The sequence below is a fragment of the Rhodococcus sp. MEB041 genome (assembly GCF_030208955.1).
Lineage (GTDB): Bacteria > Actinomycetota > Actinomycetes > Mycobacteriales > Mycobacteriaceae > Rhodococcoides.
This window is the reverse complement of sequence record NZ_JARVSZ010000007.1, coordinates 18561-35825: the sequence shown is the minus strand read 5'-3', so window position 1 is coordinate 35825 and position 17265 is coordinate 18561. Positions and strand designations below refer to the sequence as shown.

Annotated in this window: 16 protein-coding genes; 7 read left to right on the top strand and 9 right to left on the bottom strand. The window is 68.8% G+C overall.

Going from position 1 to position 17265, the window contains the following annotated elements; translation table 11 throughout:
• Window positions 1-8: 8 nt before the first annotated feature.
• Window positions 9-821: an alpha/beta fold hydrolase gene (locus tag QRN16_RS19950; RefSeq protein ID WP_285189382.1), complete on the bottom strand. Its 813-nt coding sequence runs from the start codon at window positions 819-821 to the stop codon at window positions 9-11.
• A gap of 164 nt (window positions 822-985) precedes the next feature.
• Here QRN16_RS19950 and QRN16_RS19945 point away from each other — a divergent pair, with 164 nt between their 5' ends.
• From QRN16_RS19945 to QRN16_RS19935, 3 genes are all read left to right on the top strand, one after another.
• Window positions 986-1153 carry a hypothetical protein gene (locus tag QRN16_RS19945; RefSeq protein WP_285189379.1) on the top strand — a complete coding sequence of 56 codons (168 nt, stop codon included), beginning with the start codon at window positions 986-988 and terminating at the stop codon, window positions 1151-1153.
• A 119-nt stretch (window positions 1154-1272) separates the two neighbouring features.
• On the top strand, window positions 1273-2748 hold the full coding sequence (locus tag QRN16_RS19940; RefSeq protein WP_027506923.1) for an alpha,alpha-trehalose-phosphate synthase (UDP-forming): 1476 nt from the start codon (window positions 1273-1275) through the stop codon (window positions 2746-2748).
• A gap of 13 nt (window positions 2749-2761) precedes the next feature.
• Window positions 2762-3517 (top strand): FAD-binding oxidoreductase, encoded by a 756-nt coding sequence (locus QRN16_RS19935; RefSeq protein WP_222633008.1) that lies wholly within the window; start codon window positions 2762-2764, stop codon window positions 3515-3517.
• A gap of 3 nt (window positions 3518-3520) precedes the next feature.
• Here QRN16_RS19935 and QRN16_RS19930 read toward each other — a convergent pair whose 3' ends face one another.
• From QRN16_RS19930 to dnaK, 4 genes are read right to left on the bottom strand one after another with little or no spacing between them, the layout of a single operon-like run.
• The gene (locus QRN16_RS19930) at window positions 3521-3943 is read right to left on the bottom strand and encodes a heat shock protein transcriptional repressor HspR (RefSeq protein WP_027506925.1); all 423 of its coding nucleotides are present in this window, start codon (window positions 3941-3943) and stop codon (window positions 3521-3523) included.
• A 27-nt stretch (window positions 3944-3970) separates the two neighbouring features.
• Window positions 3971-5152, bottom strand: a complete 1182-nt coding sequence (gene dnaJ, locus QRN16_RS19925; protein WP_027506926.1) for a molecular chaperone DnaJ — start codon at window positions 5150-5152, stop codon at window positions 3971-3973.
• A gap of 43 nt (window positions 5153-5195) precedes the next feature.
• On the bottom strand, window positions 5196-5804 hold the full coding sequence (grpE, locus tag QRN16_RS19920; protein ID WP_051613622.1) for a nucleotide exchange factor GrpE: 609 nt from the start codon (window positions 5802-5804) through the stop codon (window positions 5196-5198).
• Window positions 5801-7645 (bottom strand): molecular chaperone DnaK, encoded by a 1845-nt coding sequence (gene dnaK / locus QRN16_RS19915; protein ID WP_027506927.1) that lies wholly within the window; start codon window positions 7643-7645, stop codon window positions 5801-5803. Before dnaK ends, grpE begins: the two co-directional genes overlap by 4 nt.
• Before the next feature lie 452 nt (window positions 7646-8097).
• Between dnaK and QRN16_RS19910 the strand changes: the two genes are divergently transcribed.
• Together QRN16_RS19910 and QRN16_RS19905 are read left to right on the top strand one after the other, a co-directional pair.
• Complete coding sequence (locus QRN16_RS19910) at window positions 8098-8955, top strand: ABC transporter ATP-binding protein (RefSeq protein WP_285189370.1); 858 nt, start codon at window positions 8098-8100, stop codon at window positions 8953-8955.
• A gap of 1 nt (window position 8956) precedes the next feature.
• Window positions 8957-10084: an ABC transporter permease gene (locus QRN16_RS19905; RefSeq protein WP_285189367.1), complete on the top strand. Its 1128-nt coding sequence runs from the start codon at window positions 8957-8959 to the stop codon at window positions 10082-10084.
• A gap of 5 nt (window positions 10085-10089) precedes the next feature.
• On the opposite strand, the gene QRN16_RS19900 is transcribed toward QRN16_RS19905, so the two are convergent.
• Entirely contained in the window at window positions 10090-10806 is a 717-nt protein-coding gene (locus QRN16_RS19900; RefSeq protein ID WP_285189364.1) for an SDR family oxidoreductase, read from the bottom strand.
• A gap of 151 nt (window positions 10807-10957) precedes the next feature.
• Between QRN16_RS19900 and QRN16_RS19895 the strand changes: the two genes are divergently transcribed.
• Entirely contained in the window at window positions 10958-11791 is an 834-nt protein-coding gene (locus QRN16_RS19895) for a hypothetical protein (protein ID WP_285189362.1), read from the top strand.
• 24 nt (window positions 11792-11815) lie between these two features.
• Here QRN16_RS19895 and QRN16_RS19890 read toward each other — a convergent pair whose 3' ends face one another.
• Window positions 11816-13111: a lipase family protein gene (locus QRN16_RS19890; protein ID WP_231476455.1), complete on the bottom strand. Its 1296-nt coding sequence runs from the start codon at window positions 13109-13111 to the stop codon at window positions 11816-11818.
• Between the two features lie 181 nt (window positions 13112-13292).
• On the opposite strand from QRN16_RS19890, the gene QRN16_RS19885 reads away from it, so the two are divergent.
• Complete coding sequence (locus QRN16_RS19885; protein WP_222633014.1) at window positions 13293-13850, top strand: hypothetical protein; 558 nt, start codon at window positions 13293-13295, stop codon at window positions 13848-13850.
• Between the two features lie 2 nt (window positions 13851-13852).
• On the opposite strand, the gene QRN16_RS19880 is transcribed toward QRN16_RS19885, so the two are convergent.
• Window positions 13853-15322, bottom strand: coding sequence for a dynamin family protein (locus QRN16_RS19880; protein ID WP_285189352.1), 1470 nt, complete (start codon window positions 15320-15322; stop codon window positions 13853-13855).
• Entirely contained in the window at window positions 15319-17241 is a 1923-nt protein-coding gene (locus tag QRN16_RS19875; protein WP_502944026.1) for a dynamin family protein, read from the bottom strand. The genes QRN16_RS19880 and QRN16_RS19875 overlap by 4 nt, the downstream gene beginning before the upstream one ends.
• Window positions 17242-17265 lie beyond the last annotated feature (24 nt).

Sequence of the window (17265 nt, the reverse complement as noted above, 5' to 3'; positions counted from 1 at the left end):
GCCCGGCGTTACTCGCGGAGGAACGTGAGAATCGCCTGATTGACCTCGTCGGGCTTCTCCAGGTATCCGTAGTGCCCCGCGTCGGCGATCTCGACGTAACGACCGCCCGGAACCAGGTCGGCCACCTCACGCGAGAGGTAGGCGGGAATCATCCGGTCGTCGGCGAAGCCCATCGCCAGGCACGGCACCGTGATGTCGCGGTAGGCGGACCGGCGGTCGAACGACTCGTCCAGAGAGAGCTGGGCACGCTGGCCCGGGGTCAGCGGCTGCACGGAGAACTCGAACAGGTCGAGCCAGTCCCGTGCCTTCGCGGGGTCGGCGAGCGACGCGGGAGAGAGGTTCAGGGCCGCCGTCACCGCGGCCGCGTACTTCGGCGGCAGCGCCGCCGAGCTGTCCGCCAGCTCGCGCTCGCCGGCGCCGAGCACCTTCTGGAACTCGTCGAGCCGGGCGTGACCGGCCGCGAAGATCGCTCGCGACACCAGGTCGGGCCTGGTCAAGGCCAGTTCCTGCGCCACGCGCGCACCCATCGACGTGCCCACGACGGCTGCCTTCTCGTCGGGGCCGGACCGCAGGTACTCGATGAGCGCCGCGGTGTCCGCGACCAGATCGTCCATCGTCATGCCGCCCGCGCACTCGTCGGTCGGGGCGATGCCCCGGTTGTCGAAGGTGCACACCCGGAATCCCGCGGCCGTGAGCGCCGGCACCTGATGCAGCTGCCACACCCGGCCGGGGCTGCCCGTCCCCATGACCATCACGACGAGCGGACCCTTGCCCGTCACGGTGTAGTTGAGGCGGATGCCGTTGATGGTGCCGATGGGCATGGCGGATGTCCTTCTTCCGATACGACAGCTGTTCGGGGCAGACGCTACCGGTCACGGTGCGCGTCCGGTTTTGCCGGGAACGAGCGCGAACTCGTAGAGTTCAGGTACGCGAGTGCGCCCCACCGGGCTGCACCACCACATCGTTCGACCCCAGGGAGACCCGCATGGCCACCGAGCCCGCCGATACCGACATCGCCGACGAAGAGATCGAGACCCTGTCCGACGAGACCGCGCGCATGGCGCGTCGCGTCGTCGCCGCCTACGCGACGGACGCCGACGAGTGCCGCATGCTGCTGTCCATGCTGGGGATCAACCCGCCCGTCCGCGCCTGAGTGCCGCTCGCTCCCGCACTCCGATTGGCGTTCGGCGAGTGGGGTAAGCACGTGCTGACACCGTCGCGGCAGGCTGCCGGCCTCACCGCGCGCCCCGACGTCGAGACAGAGGATCAGCAGTGACCGCATCAGGTTCGGACTTCGTCGTCGTCGCCAACAGGTTGCCTGTCGACCTCGACACGGCGCCCGACGGTTCCCGAGTCTGGAAGCGCAGCCCCGGTGGTCTCGTCACCGCGCTCGAGCCGATCCTGCGGAGCAACAACGGCGCCTGGGTCGGATGGGCCGGTGTCCCCGACGTCGACGTCGATCCGTTCGAGGACGACGGCCTCGAGCTGGTCCCGGTCCCGCTCTCGCAGCAGGAGGTCGCCGACTACTACGAGGGCTTCTCCAACGCCACCCTGTGGCCGCTCTATCACGACGTCATCGTCCGGCCCGTCTACGACCGGAGCTGGTGGGACGCCTACGTCGAGGTGAACCGACGCTTCGCCGAGGCCACGTCCAAGGCGGCCGCCGAGAACGCCACCGTGTGGATCCAGGACTACCAACTCCAGCTGGTCCCGAAGATGCTGCGCATGCTGCGCCCCGATCTGACGATCGGCTTCTTCCTGCACATCCCGTTCCCGCCCGTCGAGCTGTTCATGCAGATGCCGTGGCGCACCGAGATCGTCGAGGGCCTGCTGGGCGCCGATCTCATCGGCTTCCATCTGCCCGGTGGCGCGCAGAACTTCCTCTACCTCGCACGGCGTCTCGCCGGCCAGCCGACCTCGCGCGGCAACATCGGAGTCCGCTCCAAACTCGGTGTGGTGCAGGTGGGTTTCCGGTCCGTGCGCGTGGGCGCATTCCCCATCTCCATCGACTCGGGCGATCTCGACGAGAAGTCGCGGCGTAAGCCGGTGCGCGATCGTGCACGAGAGATGCGCGAAGAGCTGGGCAATCCGAAGACGATCATGCTGGGCGTCGACCGACTCGACTACACCAAGGGCATCGACGTCCGTCTCGAGGCGTTCCTGGAACTGCTGACCGAGGGCCGGGTGGATCCCGAGGACGTCGTGATGATCCAGCTGGCCACACCGAGCCGCGAGCGCGTCGAGAGCTACAAGCAGATGCGCGGTGAGATCGAGGGCATGGTCGGGCGCATCAACGGCGAGTTCAGCCGCGTCGGGCATCCGGTGGTGCACTACCTGCACCGCCCCATTCCGCGCGAGGAGCTCATCGCCTACTACGTGGCTGCCGACGTCATGCTGGTGACGCCCATCCGCGACGGCATGAACCTCGTCGCCAAGGAGTACGTGGCGTGCCGCAGCGACCTGGGTGGTTCCCTCGTGCTCAGCGAGTTCACCGGCGCCGCAGCCGAACTGCGCCAGGCGTACCAGTGCAACCCGCACGATCTGAACAGCGTCAAGGACGCGATGATGGCCGCGATCGAGCAGACGCCGGAATCGGGCCGACGCCACATCCGGGCGATGCGGCGGCAGGTCCTCGCGCACGACGTCGATCGCTGGGCGCGGTCGTTCCTCGCCGCGCTGGGACGCACCGGCGACGAGGAGCCCAACCAGATGATCTCCAACCGGGACATCGGTCAGGCGACGATGTGATGCGCGAAGACCGGTGACCGTGGTCGAAGCGCAAGTGGTGCAGTGCCATCGGCTGCGCCGTGATCTTCTGATCGTCCGCCTCGTCGGCGAGCTGGTTCCGTTCGCCGCGGGGCAGTCCGTCGCCGTGACGGTGCCCACCTCGCCGCACCTGCCTCGTCGGTACTCCCCCGCCCTACCCCCGTCGCGAGACGGCAAGTACGAGTTCCACATTCGCGAGGTACCGGCAGGCTGGGTCAGTCGCAGCATCGTCCGCGAGACCCGGGAGGGCGACGTCTGGACTCTCGACGACCCGGCGGGCGACCTGCGTGTCGACGACACCGACGACGACGTCGTGATGGTGGCGGGCGGAACAGGTCTCGCACCGATGCGCGCACTGCTGCTGGGCCTGGCACGTCGGCCACGACCTCCGCGGGTGCGGCTCTACGTGGGAGGCAGGCACCCCCGCGATCTCTATGCCGCCGACATGCTGTCCCTGATGGCGCGATCAGCGCCATGGCTCACGGTGATCCCGGTGGTGGACGAGCCCGTGGACCCGCCGTACCGCGACGAGTTCTTCGATGCCGCCGAGGCCGTGCGGCTGCAGACGGCACCCGACTCCGGCTTCGCACCTCACGAGTACCTCGTCGGCCGCGTCGGCGAGGTGGTGGCGCGGCGCGGGCCGTACCTGTCGCAGCGCGTGCTGGTGTGCGGATCACCGGCGATGTCGAGCTTCACGACGCGTGCCCTGGTGACGACGGGAACCCCGGCGGAGAACATCCGCACGGGGTGAGGGTCAGGTCTGCTTCGGGTTGCGCGGCGTCCACACGACGAGCGCGTTACTGCGTTGCACCGGAACGAGATCGCGTCGGTACCCGGCGTGAACCTTGGCCAGCTCGGTCGCCATCTCGGTGACGCGGGCCTGCAGCGCCTCCACCTGATTGGTGAGTTCGATGATGCGCTTGATACCCGCCAGATTGACGCCCTCGTCCTGCGAGAGACGCTGCACCTCGCGAAGCAGCGCGACGTCGCGCGGAGAGTACCGTCGCCCACCGCCGGTGGTGCGGAACGGCGTCACCAGTCCGAGACGGTCGTAGGTGCGCAGTGTCTGGGCGTGCATGCCGGCGAGCTCGGCGGCGACGGAGATGACGAAGATCCGGGCATCCGGGTCCGCGCCTGCGTCGCGCGCATCCTGCGGATCGCTGGGCGTCCGAGTCATCTCATCTCTCCTCTCGCATCAGAACCGTCAGGCTCCGGGCCACCCGGAGCGGGGATCGAAACCACTCGCCTTCTCCGCCGCAGCGTAGGCCTCGAGGGCATCACGTGCCGCGTCGTCCAACTCGGACGGCACGGCCACCTTCACCGTGACCAACAGGTCACCGATCTTCGACTTCTTGGGAATGCCGCGACCCTTCACCCGGAAGGTGCGGCCGTCCACCGTGCCTGCCGGAACCTTCAGACCGACTCGGCCGTCGAGCGTCGGCACCGACAACGTCGTGCCGAGCACCAGTTCGCTGTACGCGACGGGAACCGTGAGGGTGAGATCGTCACCCGTGCGGCCGAACACGGCGTCGCTCTTCACGTGCACCGTCACCAGCAGATCGCCGGCGGCAGCGCCGCGCAGACCGGCCTCGCCTCGGCCGGCCACTCGGACACGTTGCCCGTCACTGACACCGGCAGGAACCCGCACCGTCACCGACCGGGTGCGGTTCTGCACCCCGGTGCCGCGGCAGTCGGTGCACGGATCGTCGATGATCGAGCCGGTGCCCCGGCAGTCGTCGCACGGCTCGCTGAAGCCGAACGCGCCCTGGTTGCGGCTGACCACACCGGCACCGTTGCACCGCGGGCAGACCCGCGGGCTCGTGCCGGGCTTCGCGCCACTCCCGTGGCAGGTGGTGCAGGACGACGGGCTCGTGATGGACAGCGGGACAGACGTTCCCACCGCCGCGTCACGGAAGTCGAGTGTCACCTCGGCAGCGAGATCACTCCCACGCCGGGGACGTGACGACGCGGCCTGGGTACGACCACCGGCCGCGCCACGGTTGAACAACCCGCCGAACAGATCACCGAGATCGGCTCCGCCACCGGCACCTCCGAAGAGGTCACCGACGTCGAACCCGCCGGCCGTACCCCCGCCGCCGAAGTTGGTTCCGCCGCCCGGCGAGAATCCGCCGCGTCCGAAACCACCACTGGCGAACAGTGATCGGGCCTCGTCGTACTCCTTGCGCTTCGCGGGGTCGGAGAGCACCGCATTGGCCTCGCTGACCGCCTTGAAGCGCTCCTCCGCTTTCGCGTCCCCCGGATTGGAGTCCGGATGGTTGTCGCGCGCGAGCTTGCGGTACGCCTTCTTGATCTCGTCCTGCGACGCGGAGGAGGAGACGCCCAGCTCCTTGTAGAAGTCCTTCTCTATCCACTCCCGTTGGCTCACCGGTCGCCTCCTCCTCTCACATCACATCTTCGTTGTAGTCGAACTATGCCTGGTCGGATGCCGCGTCGGCGCCCGAACCGTCGACGACGGCGACCATGGCGGTGCGCAGAACTCGATCACGCACCTTGTACCCCTTGCGGAACACGCTGCCGACGACAGGATCGTTGCCGTCGCCCTCGTGCTGCACGGCCTCGTGCAGCGCAGGGTCGAACGCGTCGCCCTCGTCACCGAAGGCGACGAGACCCTGTGCGGTGATGACGGATTCGAGCTTGTCCGCCACCGACTTCAGCGGCCCCGTCTCGAGGTCACCGTGCTTGCGCGCCCGATCGAGATCGTCGAGCACACCCAGCAACTCGGCCAACACCGACGCCTTGGCGTTGTCGATGTCCACCTGCTTGTCCCGAGCGACGCGTCGCCGGTAGTTGGCGAACTCGGCGCTGAGGCGCTGCAGGTCGGCCGTCCGCTCGGACAGCTCGTCCTTCTCGGGTGCAGTCTCGGAATCCACGGAACCCTCGGACATCTCTGCCTCGAGAACCTCTGCTTCGTCCTCCACGTCACCGGGCTGGGGCGCCGTGGCGGAGCCCGCGAGGGACTCCTCCACGGCGGGGTCGACGTCGGGTGCGTCTACCTTCCCGGTGTCCTCAGCACTCACTTCTTGTCCGTGTCGACCGGCTCGTCCACGACCTCGGCGTCGACGACATCGTCGCTACCGTCGGTCGGGGCTGCGCCGTCGGCACCTGCTCCGTCGGCTGCTGCCGACTCGTACAGTGCCTGACCCAGAGCCTGCGACTCCGTGCTCAGCTTCTCCACCGCTGCCTTGATGGCGGCGATGTCGGTGCCGTTCAAGGCAGTGCGAGCCTCCGCGATGGCCGACTCGACCTTTTCCTTGGTCTCCGCAGGAACCTTGTCCTCGTTGTCCTTGACGAACTTCTCCGTCTGGTAGACGAGCGACTCGGCCTGGTTGCGGGTCTCGGCCTCCTCGCGACGGGTCTTGTCCTCCTCGGCGTGAGCCTCGGCGTCCTTGACCATGCGCTCGATCTCCTCCTTGGAGAGGCCGGAGCCCTCCTGGATCTTGATCGTGTTCTCCTTGCCGGTGCCCTTGTCCTTCGCCGTCACGTGCACGATGCCGTTGGCGTCGATGTCGAACGTGACCTCGATCTGGGGCACACCGCGCGGTGCGGGAGGCAGCTCCGTCAGCTCGAACGAGCCGAGAAGCTTGTTGTGCGACGCGATCTCGCGCTCACCCTGGAAGACCTGGATCTGCACCGACGGCTGATTGTCGTCCGCCGTGGTGAAGGTCTCGGACCGCTTGGTGGGGATGGTGGTGTTGCGCTCGATGAGCTTGGTCATCACGCCACCCTTGGTCTCGATGCCGAGGGACAGCGGCGTGACGTCGAGGAGCAGAACGTCCTTGACCTCACCCTTGAGCACACCGGCCTGCAGTGCGGCGCCGACGGCCACGACCTCGTCCGGGTTGACGCCCTTGTTGGGCTCGCGTCCACCGGAGAGCTCCTTGACCAGCTCGGAGACTGCCGGCATACGGGTGGAGCCACCGACGAGCACGACGTGGTCGATGTCCTTGACCGCGATGCCCGAGTCCTTGACCACGGCCTGGAACGGCGCGCGGGTGCGGTCGAGCAGGTCGGCGGTGATCTTCTGGAACTCGGAGCGGCTGAGCTGCTCGTCGAGGAAGAGCGGGTTCTTGTCCGAGTCCACCGTGATGTACGGCAGGTTGATGGACGTGCTCTGGCTCGAGGACAGCTCGATCTTGGCCTTCTCCGCAGCCTCACGCAGGCGCTGGAGAGCCATCTTGTCCTTGGTCAGATCGATGCCGTTCTGAGCCTTGAACTTGTCGACGAGCCAGGTGACGATGCGCTCGTCCCAGTCGTCGCCACCGAGGTGGTTGTCGCCGGACGTGGCGCGGACCTCGACGACACCGTCGCCGATCTCGAGCAGGGACACGTCGAACGTGCCGCCACCGAGGTCGAACACGAGAATGGTCTGTTCCTTCTCGCCCTTGTCCAGGCCGTACGCCAGAGCGGCGGCGGTGGGCTCGTTGACGATGCGCAGGACGTTGAGGCCGGCGATCTGGCCGGCTTCCTTCGTGGCCTGACGCTGTGCGTCCTCGAAGTACGCGGGCACCGTGATGACCGCGTCGGTGATCTCTTCGCCCAGGTACGCCTCGGCGTCACGCTTGAGCTTCATGAGCGTGCGCGCGCTGATCTCCTGCGACGTGTACTTCTTGTCGTCGATGCCGACGGTCCAGTCAGTGCCGATGTGGCGCTTGACGGAGCGAATGGTCCGGTCGACGTTCGTGACGGCCTGGTTCTTCGCGGACTGGCCGACGAGAACCTCTCCGTTCTTGGCGAACGCGACGATGGACGGGGTGGTGCGTGCACCCTCGGAGTTGGCCACCACGACCGGTTCGCCGCCCTCCAGGACGGACACGACCGAGTTGGTGGTCCCGAGGTCGATTCCGACCGCACGAGCCATGTGAAGACCTCCTGATAGATGCTGCTGTGATCGTTCGAGCGTCTGCCTGAGCGAACTGCGCTCAAGTCTGCCTGTCGGATTCTCGCTCCGTCAAGTCGTACTTGAGTGACCCACGCTCAATGGCAGTCGTACGGCTCAACGGAGGGGTGTGCGAGTTTGTTCCCGGAGTGGTCGGCCGGCTGTGGTCCGCGCGTCTGGACCCACCCGATCGCGAGGCTTTCTGCGGATCGGCAGCATTCCACGCGAAAATGTGGCAAAACCTGCACTCGGCCGTGCCTCAGCATCCACAGGTCGACCGGATCGACGGGATCCCGCCTCCGGCAGCGAGTTGAGGGCACTCACGCATGGTCGGCGCGTGTGAACCCACCCGATCGCGAGGCTTTCTGCAGATCCGCGGAATTCGACGCGAGAGTGTGGCTGAACACGCGCGTCCGACGGTTAGGGTCCACGGCATGTCACCGGTTCCCGGCACGACCCTGACGGCACGCGGCCTCACCCGAACCTTCGGCGGACACACTGCCGTCGCCCACGCCGACGTGACGCTCGCTCCCGGCGCGGTCACCGGCCTTGTCGGGCCCAATGGCGCCGGCAAGACGACGCTGCTGCTGATGCTCGCAGGGCTGCTGGCTCCCGACTCCGGGACCCTCGAGCTGGACGGGTCTCCGGTCGAGACGGTCGCACTCCGGCAGGCCGTGGGGTGGATGCCGGATGTGTTCGGCACCTGGGACAGCCTGACCGCGTCCGAGATCCTGTCGACGTTCGGACGGCTGCACGGGCTGTCGTCGAAGGACGCCCGGGCCCGCGCCGCCGAACTGCTGCAGCAGGTCCACCTCGACGATCGCGCCGACCGACCCGCGCACGAGTTGTCCCGCGGCCAGAAACAGCGGCTCGGGTTCGCCCGCGCTCTGGTCCACCGACCGCGCATCCTGCTGCTCGACGAGCCGGCGTCCGGCATGGACCCGCGCTCGCGAATCGAACTGCGCGACGAGGTCCGCCGGCTCGCCGACAACGGATGCGCAGTGCTGGTGTCGAGCCACATCCTCACCGAACTGTCGGAGATGGTGGACGACGTGCTCGTGATGACGGACGGGCGCACGCGAGAGTCGGCACCCGCCACCGAACGATCCTGGCGACTACGCGCGGTGGGCCGGCCTGCATCGTCGGCCGACATCCTGCACTTCCCCGACGAGGAGGCCGCGGCGCGACACCTGCGCACGGTCGTCGACTCGGGAGTGCTCGTCGCCGAGTTCGCCCGGGTGGACTCGCAGCTCGAGGACACCTACCTCGCACTCGACGCGGACAGGACCTGACGTGGCGGCACGGATGAGCAGCTGGTGGTCGGTGGTCGGCGTACTCATCGGCCTCGAACTCCGGCAGCGACTGCGCACCACGCGGTGGCGCGTCACCCTGGCGGTGACCTTCACGGTGATCTCGCTGGCCGTGTTCGGATCGATGTATCTGGCACTGTCCGTCGACGAAGCCGATGCGAACTACGACGGCTGGGCGCGCAATCTCTACGCGGTCGTGCTGGGAGTCGAGCTGTTCCTCGGCGTGGTCCTCGCCCCCACCCTCACGGCGACGTCGATCAACGGTGACCGCAAGGACGCGACGCTCGCCGTGGTGCAGGCGACGCCGATCAGCCACTGGCAGTTGGCCGTCGGCAAACTTCTCGGGTCGTGGGTGTCCTGCCTTGCCCTCGTCGCCGTGGCGTCGCCGTACCTGGTATGGGGCATCGTCGCCGCGCCCTACGGCATCGGCACCTCGGTGCTGGGCGTGATCGTTCTCTGCCTGATCTTCCTGTGCTACTGCGGGATCGGGCTGGGGTACTCCGCCCTGACCGCTCGGCCGGCAGGTTCGGCCGTATTGACGCAGGCCACCGTGTTCTTCCTGGTGTTGGGCCTCCCGGCACTGTTCGGCCTGCTCTACTCGACCACGGCGGAGGACCACGAGGTGGTGGGCGCCGAGTACACGTACGTGGACGATTCGTTCGACACCGTTCCGGACTGTCGCGACGTGGCCACGGTGCGCTCCTACGAGCACACCGAGCGTATCTGGTGGCTGTTGGCGCCCAACCCGTTTCTCATTCTCCCGGATGTGGTGGCCGCACATGACAATCCGAGCGTACGTGTCTGGACGTCGGACGAGCGGCCACCCGATCCCAGCGTGGCGCGCCCGATAGCCGAGACGCTCTCGACGGCGCGCACGGGCCCGTACCTGACGGAGCCGACCTGCGCGGACACCGTGTCGACCTACCGCGTGAGCGCCTCGAACCGCAGCTTCTACGACGAGCAGGTCGCGTTCGAATCCGGAAAGGTCGGCGACAGTTGGTACCTCGGGCTGGCCGTCAATGTCATCCTGGGAGCTCTCGGACTCACGGTCGCCGCGCGCCGACTCCGCGTTCCGGCCCGCACCTTGCCGAGGGGCGTGCGGATCGCCTGAGGCGCTCAGCTCAGCCGTCCACCCCCGTCGACGTGGAGGGTGGTTCCGGTGACGAAGGTGTTGGTCAGGGCGAGCAGCACCGCTGCCGACACGTCCTCCGGGCGGCCCACGCGCCGTGCGGGATTGGAGGCAGCCGTCGCGTCGAACATCTTCTGCTTCCCGTCTCCCATGCCGTCCCACGCACCCGAGTCGACGATGCCGGGCGACACGGCGTTGACCCGCAACGGTGCCAGTTCGACGGCCAACGCTTCCGCGAGGAATGCGACAGCACCGTTGGTCGTGGCCATGACGGCGAGGCCCGGCGCCGGCTTCCATGCGGCGACACCGCAGAAGAACACGAACGAGCCGCCGTCCCGCAGCGTGGGCGCGAAGTGCTTGGCCAGCAGGATCGGTCCGACGACCTTGGCAGCGAACGCGCCCTCGACGGCGGCGCGGTCGAGGTCTGCGACCGGGCCGTTGGCGTGGTTCGCCGCGAGCGACACGACGTGATCGAGAGGTCCGAGCGTGGTGACGGCGGCGGCGATGGACGATTCGTCGTCGAGGTCGAGGTGCACCGCCGATGCGCCCGAGCCGAGCTCGGCGACCCTGTCGGCCAGGGCCTCCGGGCGTCGACTGCCGAGGACGACTTCCGCGCCGGCGGCGAGCGCGTCCTCGGCGATGCGCCGCGCGATGCCCGACGAGCCGCCGACGAGAAGGATGCGGGTGTTCTGCAGAGTGCTCATGACGGTGTGTCCCTTCCGCGGCCCCGTCTCTCGCGGCCACGGAAGGTTCAGCGCACCGGGCCCGCAGCATCATCCCATCGCGCTATCGATAGTTCCGGGACTTGCCATTCATACTCTCTATGGCCACAGCGTGGCGGCATAATCGACCAGCATGACGTTCGACGAGGTGGCCGACGAGCTGTACGGGCTGGACCCGTCCGACTTCGTCGCCGCGCGCACGGACCGGCAGAAGCAGGCGCGTTCCGACGGCGACAAGGACCTGGCCAAGCAGATCGGTGCGCTGCGCAAACCGACGATCGTCGGGTGGGTGCTGAACGTGACGGTGCGCGACGCGGAGGACGACGTCACAGACCTGCTCGACCTCGGCGAAGCACTTCGTGAGGCGCAGCAACATCTGCGGGAAGGCCGGAGGCCGGCCGGTCGACCGTCGGGCGCCACCCTCCGCACGCTGACGAAGCAGCGGCAGCGCGCCGTGCGTGCACTGGCGAACCGCGCCGCGAAGATCGCAGAAGACCGCGGTCACCCGATCGGCGAGGACGTCGGGCGCGAGGTGACCCAGAGCCTGAATGCGGCGCTGTCCGATGCGGACATCGCCGACGAGGTGCGGCGCGGCCGGATGCTGGGGGCCACCGAGTACAGCGGGTTCGGCCCGATGGGGCTGGTGTCCGTCGATCCCGAACCCGCGAAAGAACCGGAACCCGCACCCGACGACACGGCCGAACGGGAGAAGCAAGAGCAGCGAGCCCGCGCACAGGCCGAACTCGACGACGCCGAGGCTGCGCTGCAGGATGCGACCGAGGCGCTGGAGCACGCCGACCATCGCGTCGACGAGCTGCAGGAGTCGGTCGACGCCCTCACCGAGCAACTCGAGAAGGCACGCGAGGACCTGGAGGCGACGCAGGACGCGCGTTCCGAGGCGGCGTCGGAGAAGGACGCGTCGACCTCGAGGGTCCGGAACGCGACGAAGCGCCTCGATCGACTGTGATCGAGGCGCTTCGGCGGTGACGGGTCAGGCGCAGTTGCCCGCTGTGGGGACGTCGCGGAACCGGGCGTCGAGCCAGTTGGTGCCGGCGCCGAGTCCGATGAAGTCGGGCAGGACGTGGCCGAGCGCGAGCCCGGGGAGGAAGAACGGCAACTGCTGCGTGTTCAGCTGGACGTTCGAGCCCTTCCCGCACCAGGTTGCGGCGAGATCGACGGCCTGGCCGTGCGGCACGATGTCGTCGCCCGTGCCGGTGTCGATGTAGACCGGCGTGGTGGGTGTGCGGTTACCGATCTTGTTCTCGGCGAGAACCGTCTGCGCCTCGGGAATCCGCTTCAGGTAGTCCGACAGCGACTCGCCGGTGGTGATCCACTCGTTGGTGCGGTGGAAGCCCACGGTGAGTGCACTTTCCACGACGCACTGATTCTCGAGTGCCGCCAGCGCAGCCTTGCCGGCCGGGTTGGTCGACGCGTCGATGATCGGGCCCAACTCGGGGTTGGACCGGCGCAGACCGTTCAGGGTGTAGCCGATGACACCGGTGAGGATGGTGCCGTCGACCTGGGCCAGCGTCGCTGCCAGATCGGCGACGGGGGCACCGGCGTAGGTGCCCTTGATGTCCAGCTCCGGTGCGTACTCGGGAGCGAGCTCCACGGCTGCTGCCACGGCGCCGCCGCCCTGGGAGTAACCCCAGAGGCCGACCGGGGATTCGGGTCCGACCTTGGTGTTGCCGAGTTGCTGCGCGGCGCGCGCCGCGTCGAGCACCGCGTGCGCTTCGGCGGCGCGGTTGACGTAGGTGTGCGCGCCCGGCGTGCCCAGCCCGTCGTAGTCGGTGATGACGACGCCGTAGCCGCGGGCCAGCAACGCGTAGGTGGAGAGCAGCTCGTACTCGACCATGAGTCCGAGCACGGGGGTGTAGGTGAGGACGTTGTTCAACTGGTGCGACGGCGCGCACTGGTCGCCCTGGCCGTGGGTGCCGGGGGCGATCACCACGAGCGGGCGCGGACCGGGGCCGGTCCACTCGGCCGACGGGTCGATGTACGTCCCGGTGACGGCCACCGGCGCGTCGTTGGCGTCCTGCGACCGGTACATCAGGCGCGTCGCGGTGCCGGGGATCGGTCCCTGCGGCAAGGGAAGCGACAGAGCGAGATTCGACGGCCCGGTACGGATGAGGTCACCGTCGTTCCCGGCGGGAAGCGGTGAGGGGGGCGTGTAGAAGCTCGACGCCGGGCCGGGGGGTTCGGCGGTCGCCGTGGGCACCACCGCGCCGAACAGACCGAGACACATCACCAGACCGACGCCGGCAGACCGCAGTTTCCGCACATTCATCCCATCGACAACGGGGCCCTGGCGGGCCCACTACCGCCCTGACCGTAAGTGATGAGGCCCACTTCCGAGACGGCCGTGTGACCCCGACCGCGGACTTCGTGCTCGATCACTTTCCGAGCCCGAGCGGACGGGGCCGGACCACAACAGGGTCCGGCGGAAACAGACCCTCTAGCCTGAAGCCATGAACGCGTCGGACAGTGTCGAAGGCTCGCAACCCCCGAAGCCGCCCCGCCCGTCGGTGCACGTGACGCCCATGCGGGAGCCGGTTCCCGACGAGCGCCCACGCGCCGTCGATGCCGCCGTGATCCTGTGGAGTCTGTGCCTCGTCGTCCTGGCGGCCACCGGCGCGCTGCTGGGACTCGACCACCAGGGACTACGGTCGCGCCTCGCCGACGTCCTCTCGGCCGACGCCCCCGGCACCTCGGCGGAGGACATCGACTCGACGGTCCTCATCACGCTCGTCGCCGGTGCTGCCGTCGGCGCCGTCGTTCTCCTGGTGGGACTGGCCGGCATCCTGCAGATCCGCGGCCGACGCCCCACCGGACGATCCACGCTCACCGTGGTCGGCATCGTCGCGGCCGCGGGATCGATCGCGTTCTGGATCGCGACCTCCGATGCGCTGGAGCAGCCCACGACGTATGCGCCGTTCGTCGTCGCGGCCCTCGCTCTGCTGGGTACCGCTCCGCTGTTCGTCCCCGCCGTCGGGCGATGGCTCGCGGCCGCTCCCGTCCGGCGCTGATCTCAGCGCCGGTCGAGCTCCGCGAGGATGCCTTCGGCGCTGCGCGCGGCGATGTCGCACGCCCGCGCCGTGAACCGGTCGAGCAGCGGATGGGACGCGCGGGAGCGCCAACTGCGGACCGCGTCGAAGGCCGTCTTGCGCTGCAGTTCCACCGAGTCGTCGGGATCGAGCCCCAACCGCGTCGTCGTCTCGGTGCCCTGCGCACCCACCAGTCGAGCGAGCTCCGCCTTCTCCGGCTCGGGCAGCCGCACCTCGCGTGCCCGTAGCTGACCGAGCAGACGCAGTTCCTTGAACCCGTGGACGTCGGCGAGGGTGGCTCCCACCTCGTCGATGATGGCGCGCGATCCCGCGGCCGGGGAGGCGCGCAGCACGCGATCGAGAGCGACGAGGGCCGAGTGCGCCTTGAGCTGGTCGGCTCGCTCACCGAACTGCACGTCGATGATGTGCCGTAGCTCCTCGAGTCCACTGCGCTCGACGAGTTCCCTTGCGAGCGAGGGCGAATCGCGCGTGCCCATGCGGATGAGCGTGACGGCCATCCGGATGCCGAAGAGCCCGAAACGGTCGACGAGTCCGGCGCGCGTCTCCGCATCGACGGGGAGTGGCATGTCCGGGCGGGAGAAGCGGTCGGCCGACAGCATCGCCAGTTGGAGGTCGTCGGGCGGAGCGTCGGCCAACGCGACGAGCGCGCCGAACTCGCTCTGCCGCAACGTCCGTGCCCCGAGGGCGAGCAGGCCGGCGACGGGCACGACGGCCTGGCACAGACCGGTCTTCTCGAGCTCCACCGCGAAGCGGGACGCCACTTCCTTGGCCGACATCATCGCGTCCATGCGACCGGCGCCCACCTCGTCGGCACGCGAGACGACGCCGACCACGCCGAGGGGGCCGGAGTCGCCACCGACCGCGTCGTTGATGCGGGTGAGGAACGACGTGTCGGACGCGCTCAGGGTGCGCAGGAGATAGACCACGGCGTCGGCGCCGGACGCGGAGTCCTCGGGCGTCAACATCGACAACGTCCGCTCGGACACGTCCAGGGACAGCGACGACGTGCCGGGGGTGTCGATGATGGTGTTGCGGGCCAGGGTTCGCGCCGGCCACTCGACGTCGAGGCGGTCCACGCGGTCGGCGGTGAGATCGCCGAAGTCGAACGACAGTCGACCACCCCGTCGCAGCACCGGGATGCTCATCGAGCGGTCCCCGTCGTACCGGGCCGTCACCGAGGGAGACGTCCCGCGGCGGTACCACGTGACGACGCGGGTGCACTCGGTCGCGTCGGTGGGGGCGATGTCCTGTCCGACGAGCGCGTTGAGGAGCGTCGACTTGCCGGCCTTGAGTGATCCGGCGAGCGCGACGCGCAGCGGCTCGTCGAGCCGGTCCGCGCAGACGCGCAACGCATCCCGGACGACCGGCTCCCGCACGTACTCCGCCTGCGCCGCCGCGACGAGTTCCCGCGCACGGTCGAGCGTGACACTCACGAGCCGGTACCGATCTGCGTGCGGTCCGCACGAGCCGCCTCGACGACCTTGTCTGCCTCGGCGGCCTCGACGGCCTCCGGGTCGAGCTTCTGCGCGATGCTGCGCAGTGCAGAGATCTTCTTCAGTGACTGCTCCAGTTCGGCTGTGCGCGCGGCACGCTCGGACGAGGCGCCGGTCGCCGCCTCCTGCGCGGCCCGCAGCGAGTCGCTCACCGAGCGCACCGTCTGATCGGCCATATCGGTGAAGTGGTCACGGAGCTGGCGCTGGACGAGCCGCAGGCGGTCCTTGGACTCCTTGCCCACCTGGAAGCTGACGTCGTCGGTGAACTTGCGGATGGCGACCTTCGCGTCGGCCCGCCGCTTGAGCACCCGCGCCTCCTTGTCGTCCTTGTAGGCCTTGCTGCCCAACAGGACTCCGGCGCCGAGCGAGATCGGATTGAGCAGCGCCAGTCCCATCATCGTCGTGATGAGTCCGAACATGAGCACGCCGCCGTAGGAGCCGCGCATGCCCACGAGCACCTTCGAGGTGATGCCCATCCGGCCGGACTCGAGGTCCCCCAGTGAGGTCACCGGGTCCATGACGCCGTCGACGTTCGCGATGTTCATCGCCGGGATGTGCGCATCGGCCGTCTCGGCGAAGTGCCGAGCGACCGTCTCGGCGAGCCACAGGGACCGCTCGTGTGCCCAGACGAAGTTGTCCCCCACGGCGGAGGCGATCTGGTCCTCGAGCCACTCACCGATGCGCGGCCAGTCCTTGCCCGGGTCCCCCCCGTCGACCGCCTCCTCCGCCTCACGGGTGATGACGCGCAGCCGGTCTCGCAGGTCGTGGTCGATGTCGGCGGCCAGATCGGTGATGCCGTCGTTGAGTGTCTGCTGCCACCGACTGCTGCGCTTCTGCATGTCCTCGGCGTTGGCCCGCGCCTGTTGCAGACCGGCCACCGCCGCGGCGGCGGTCTCCGGATCGCGAAGCGCCGCGAGTTCACTGCCCAGGGCGAGGGCGAGGTGCTCGGACACCGAGCGGACGTCGAGAGCGACGGCCTTGCGAGTGGTGGCGTCGGCACGCTGCACCACACCGCGGAGGAAGTCGTAGAGAGCCGGGAAGCCGGCCTCCTTGTCGAGCGAATCGTCCTTCAGCCGCAGCGCGTGCGAGCGGAGCATCGACGAGATCGGCATCAGCGGGACGTCGATGCCCTGCCGCGCGAGGTGCCCGCGATCGGCGTCGACGATGCGCCGCCAGTGCGGGTACAGGTCGGTCTTGGTCACCAGGCACGCGACCGCCGGGCACAGAGTCACCACCTGGCGCAGGAAGGCCACCTCGGGCTCGGTGAACTCCTGACTCGAATCGGACAGCACCAGAACGGCATCCGCCGACGTGACCAGACCCAGGGTGCTGTTGGCGTGCGGGTTGCCGTGGCCGCCGACGCCGGGGGTGTCGATGACGACGAGCCCGTCCTTCAGCAGCGGGCTGGGCACGGAGATCTCGAGGCGCAGGATCTCGCGACCCTCCGCGCGCGGGTCGGTCGGTGTGACGGCATGGATGTCCGCCATGGGGATGTCGATGCGCACCGGGTCGGCGCCGATCTCGCCGACCACCAGCTCCGCCCGCTCGGTCTCCGCGTACGCGACCATCGTGGGCACCGCGGTGGTCTCGTCGTCGCCCACCGAACACACGTCGAGGCCCAGCAGCGAGTTCACGAACTGGCTCTTGCCCTGCTTGAGCGGTCCGACCACGACGATGCGCAGGCGCGGATCGAGCACCCGCTCACGCGCCGCCGTCAACCGGTCGAGAAGGTCGCGGCGACCGGCACCGGACGCCACCTCGCCCATCCGGGACAGGAGCTCGGCCAGTTGCGTCGCCTGCGTCGGCGCGGGGGTCTTCCCGGCGCCGGTCTGCACGGCGGGTGGTGCGTCGTTCTGCATGTGGTCCCGATCTGTCTGCGGTGG

What these genes read in the sequence shown, in the direction of transcription:
- QRN16_RS19950 (WP_285189382.1), bottom strand. Translation starts at nt 821, where the DNA reads ATGCCCATCGGCACCATCAACGGCATCCGCCTCAACTACACCGTGACG.
- QRN16_RS19945 (WP_285189379.1), top strand. Translation starts at nt 986, where the DNA reads ATGGCCACCGAGCCCGCCGATACCGACATCGCCGACGAAGAGATCGAG.
- QRN16_RS19930 (WP_027506925.1), bottom strand. Translation starts at nt 3,943, where the DNA reads ATGACTCGGACGCCCAGCGATCCGCAGGATGCGCGCGACGCAGGCGCG.
- dnaK (WP_027506927.1), bottom strand. Translation starts at nt 7,645, where the DNA reads ATGGCTCGTGCGGTCGGAATCGACCTCGGGACCACCAACTCGGTCGTG.
- QRN16_RS19910 (WP_285189370.1), top strand. Translation starts at nt 8,098, where the DNA reads ATGTCACCGGTTCCCGGCACGACCCTGACGGCACGCGGCCTCACCCGA.
- QRN16_RS19900 (WP_285189364.1), bottom strand. Translation starts at nt 10,806, where the DNA reads ATGAGCACTCTGCAGAACACCCGCATCCTTCTCGTCGGCGGCTCGTCG.
- QRN16_RS19895 (WP_285189362.1), top strand. Translation starts at nt 10,958, where the DNA reads ATGACGTTCGACGAGGTGGCCGACGAGCTGTACGGGCTGGACCCGTCC.
- QRN16_RS19890 (WP_231476455.1), bottom strand. Translation starts at nt 13,111, where the DNA reads ATGAATGTGCGGAAACTGCGGTCTGCCGGCGTCGGTCTGGTGATGTGT.
- QRN16_RS19885 (WP_222633014.1), top strand. Translation starts at nt 13,293, where the DNA reads ATGAACGCGTCGGACAGTGTCGAAGGCTCGCAACCCCCGAAGCCGCCC.
- QRN16_RS19875 (WP_502944026.1), bottom strand. Translation starts at nt 17,241, where the DNA reads ATGCAGAACGACGCACCACCCGCCGTGCAGACCGGCGCCGGGAAGACC.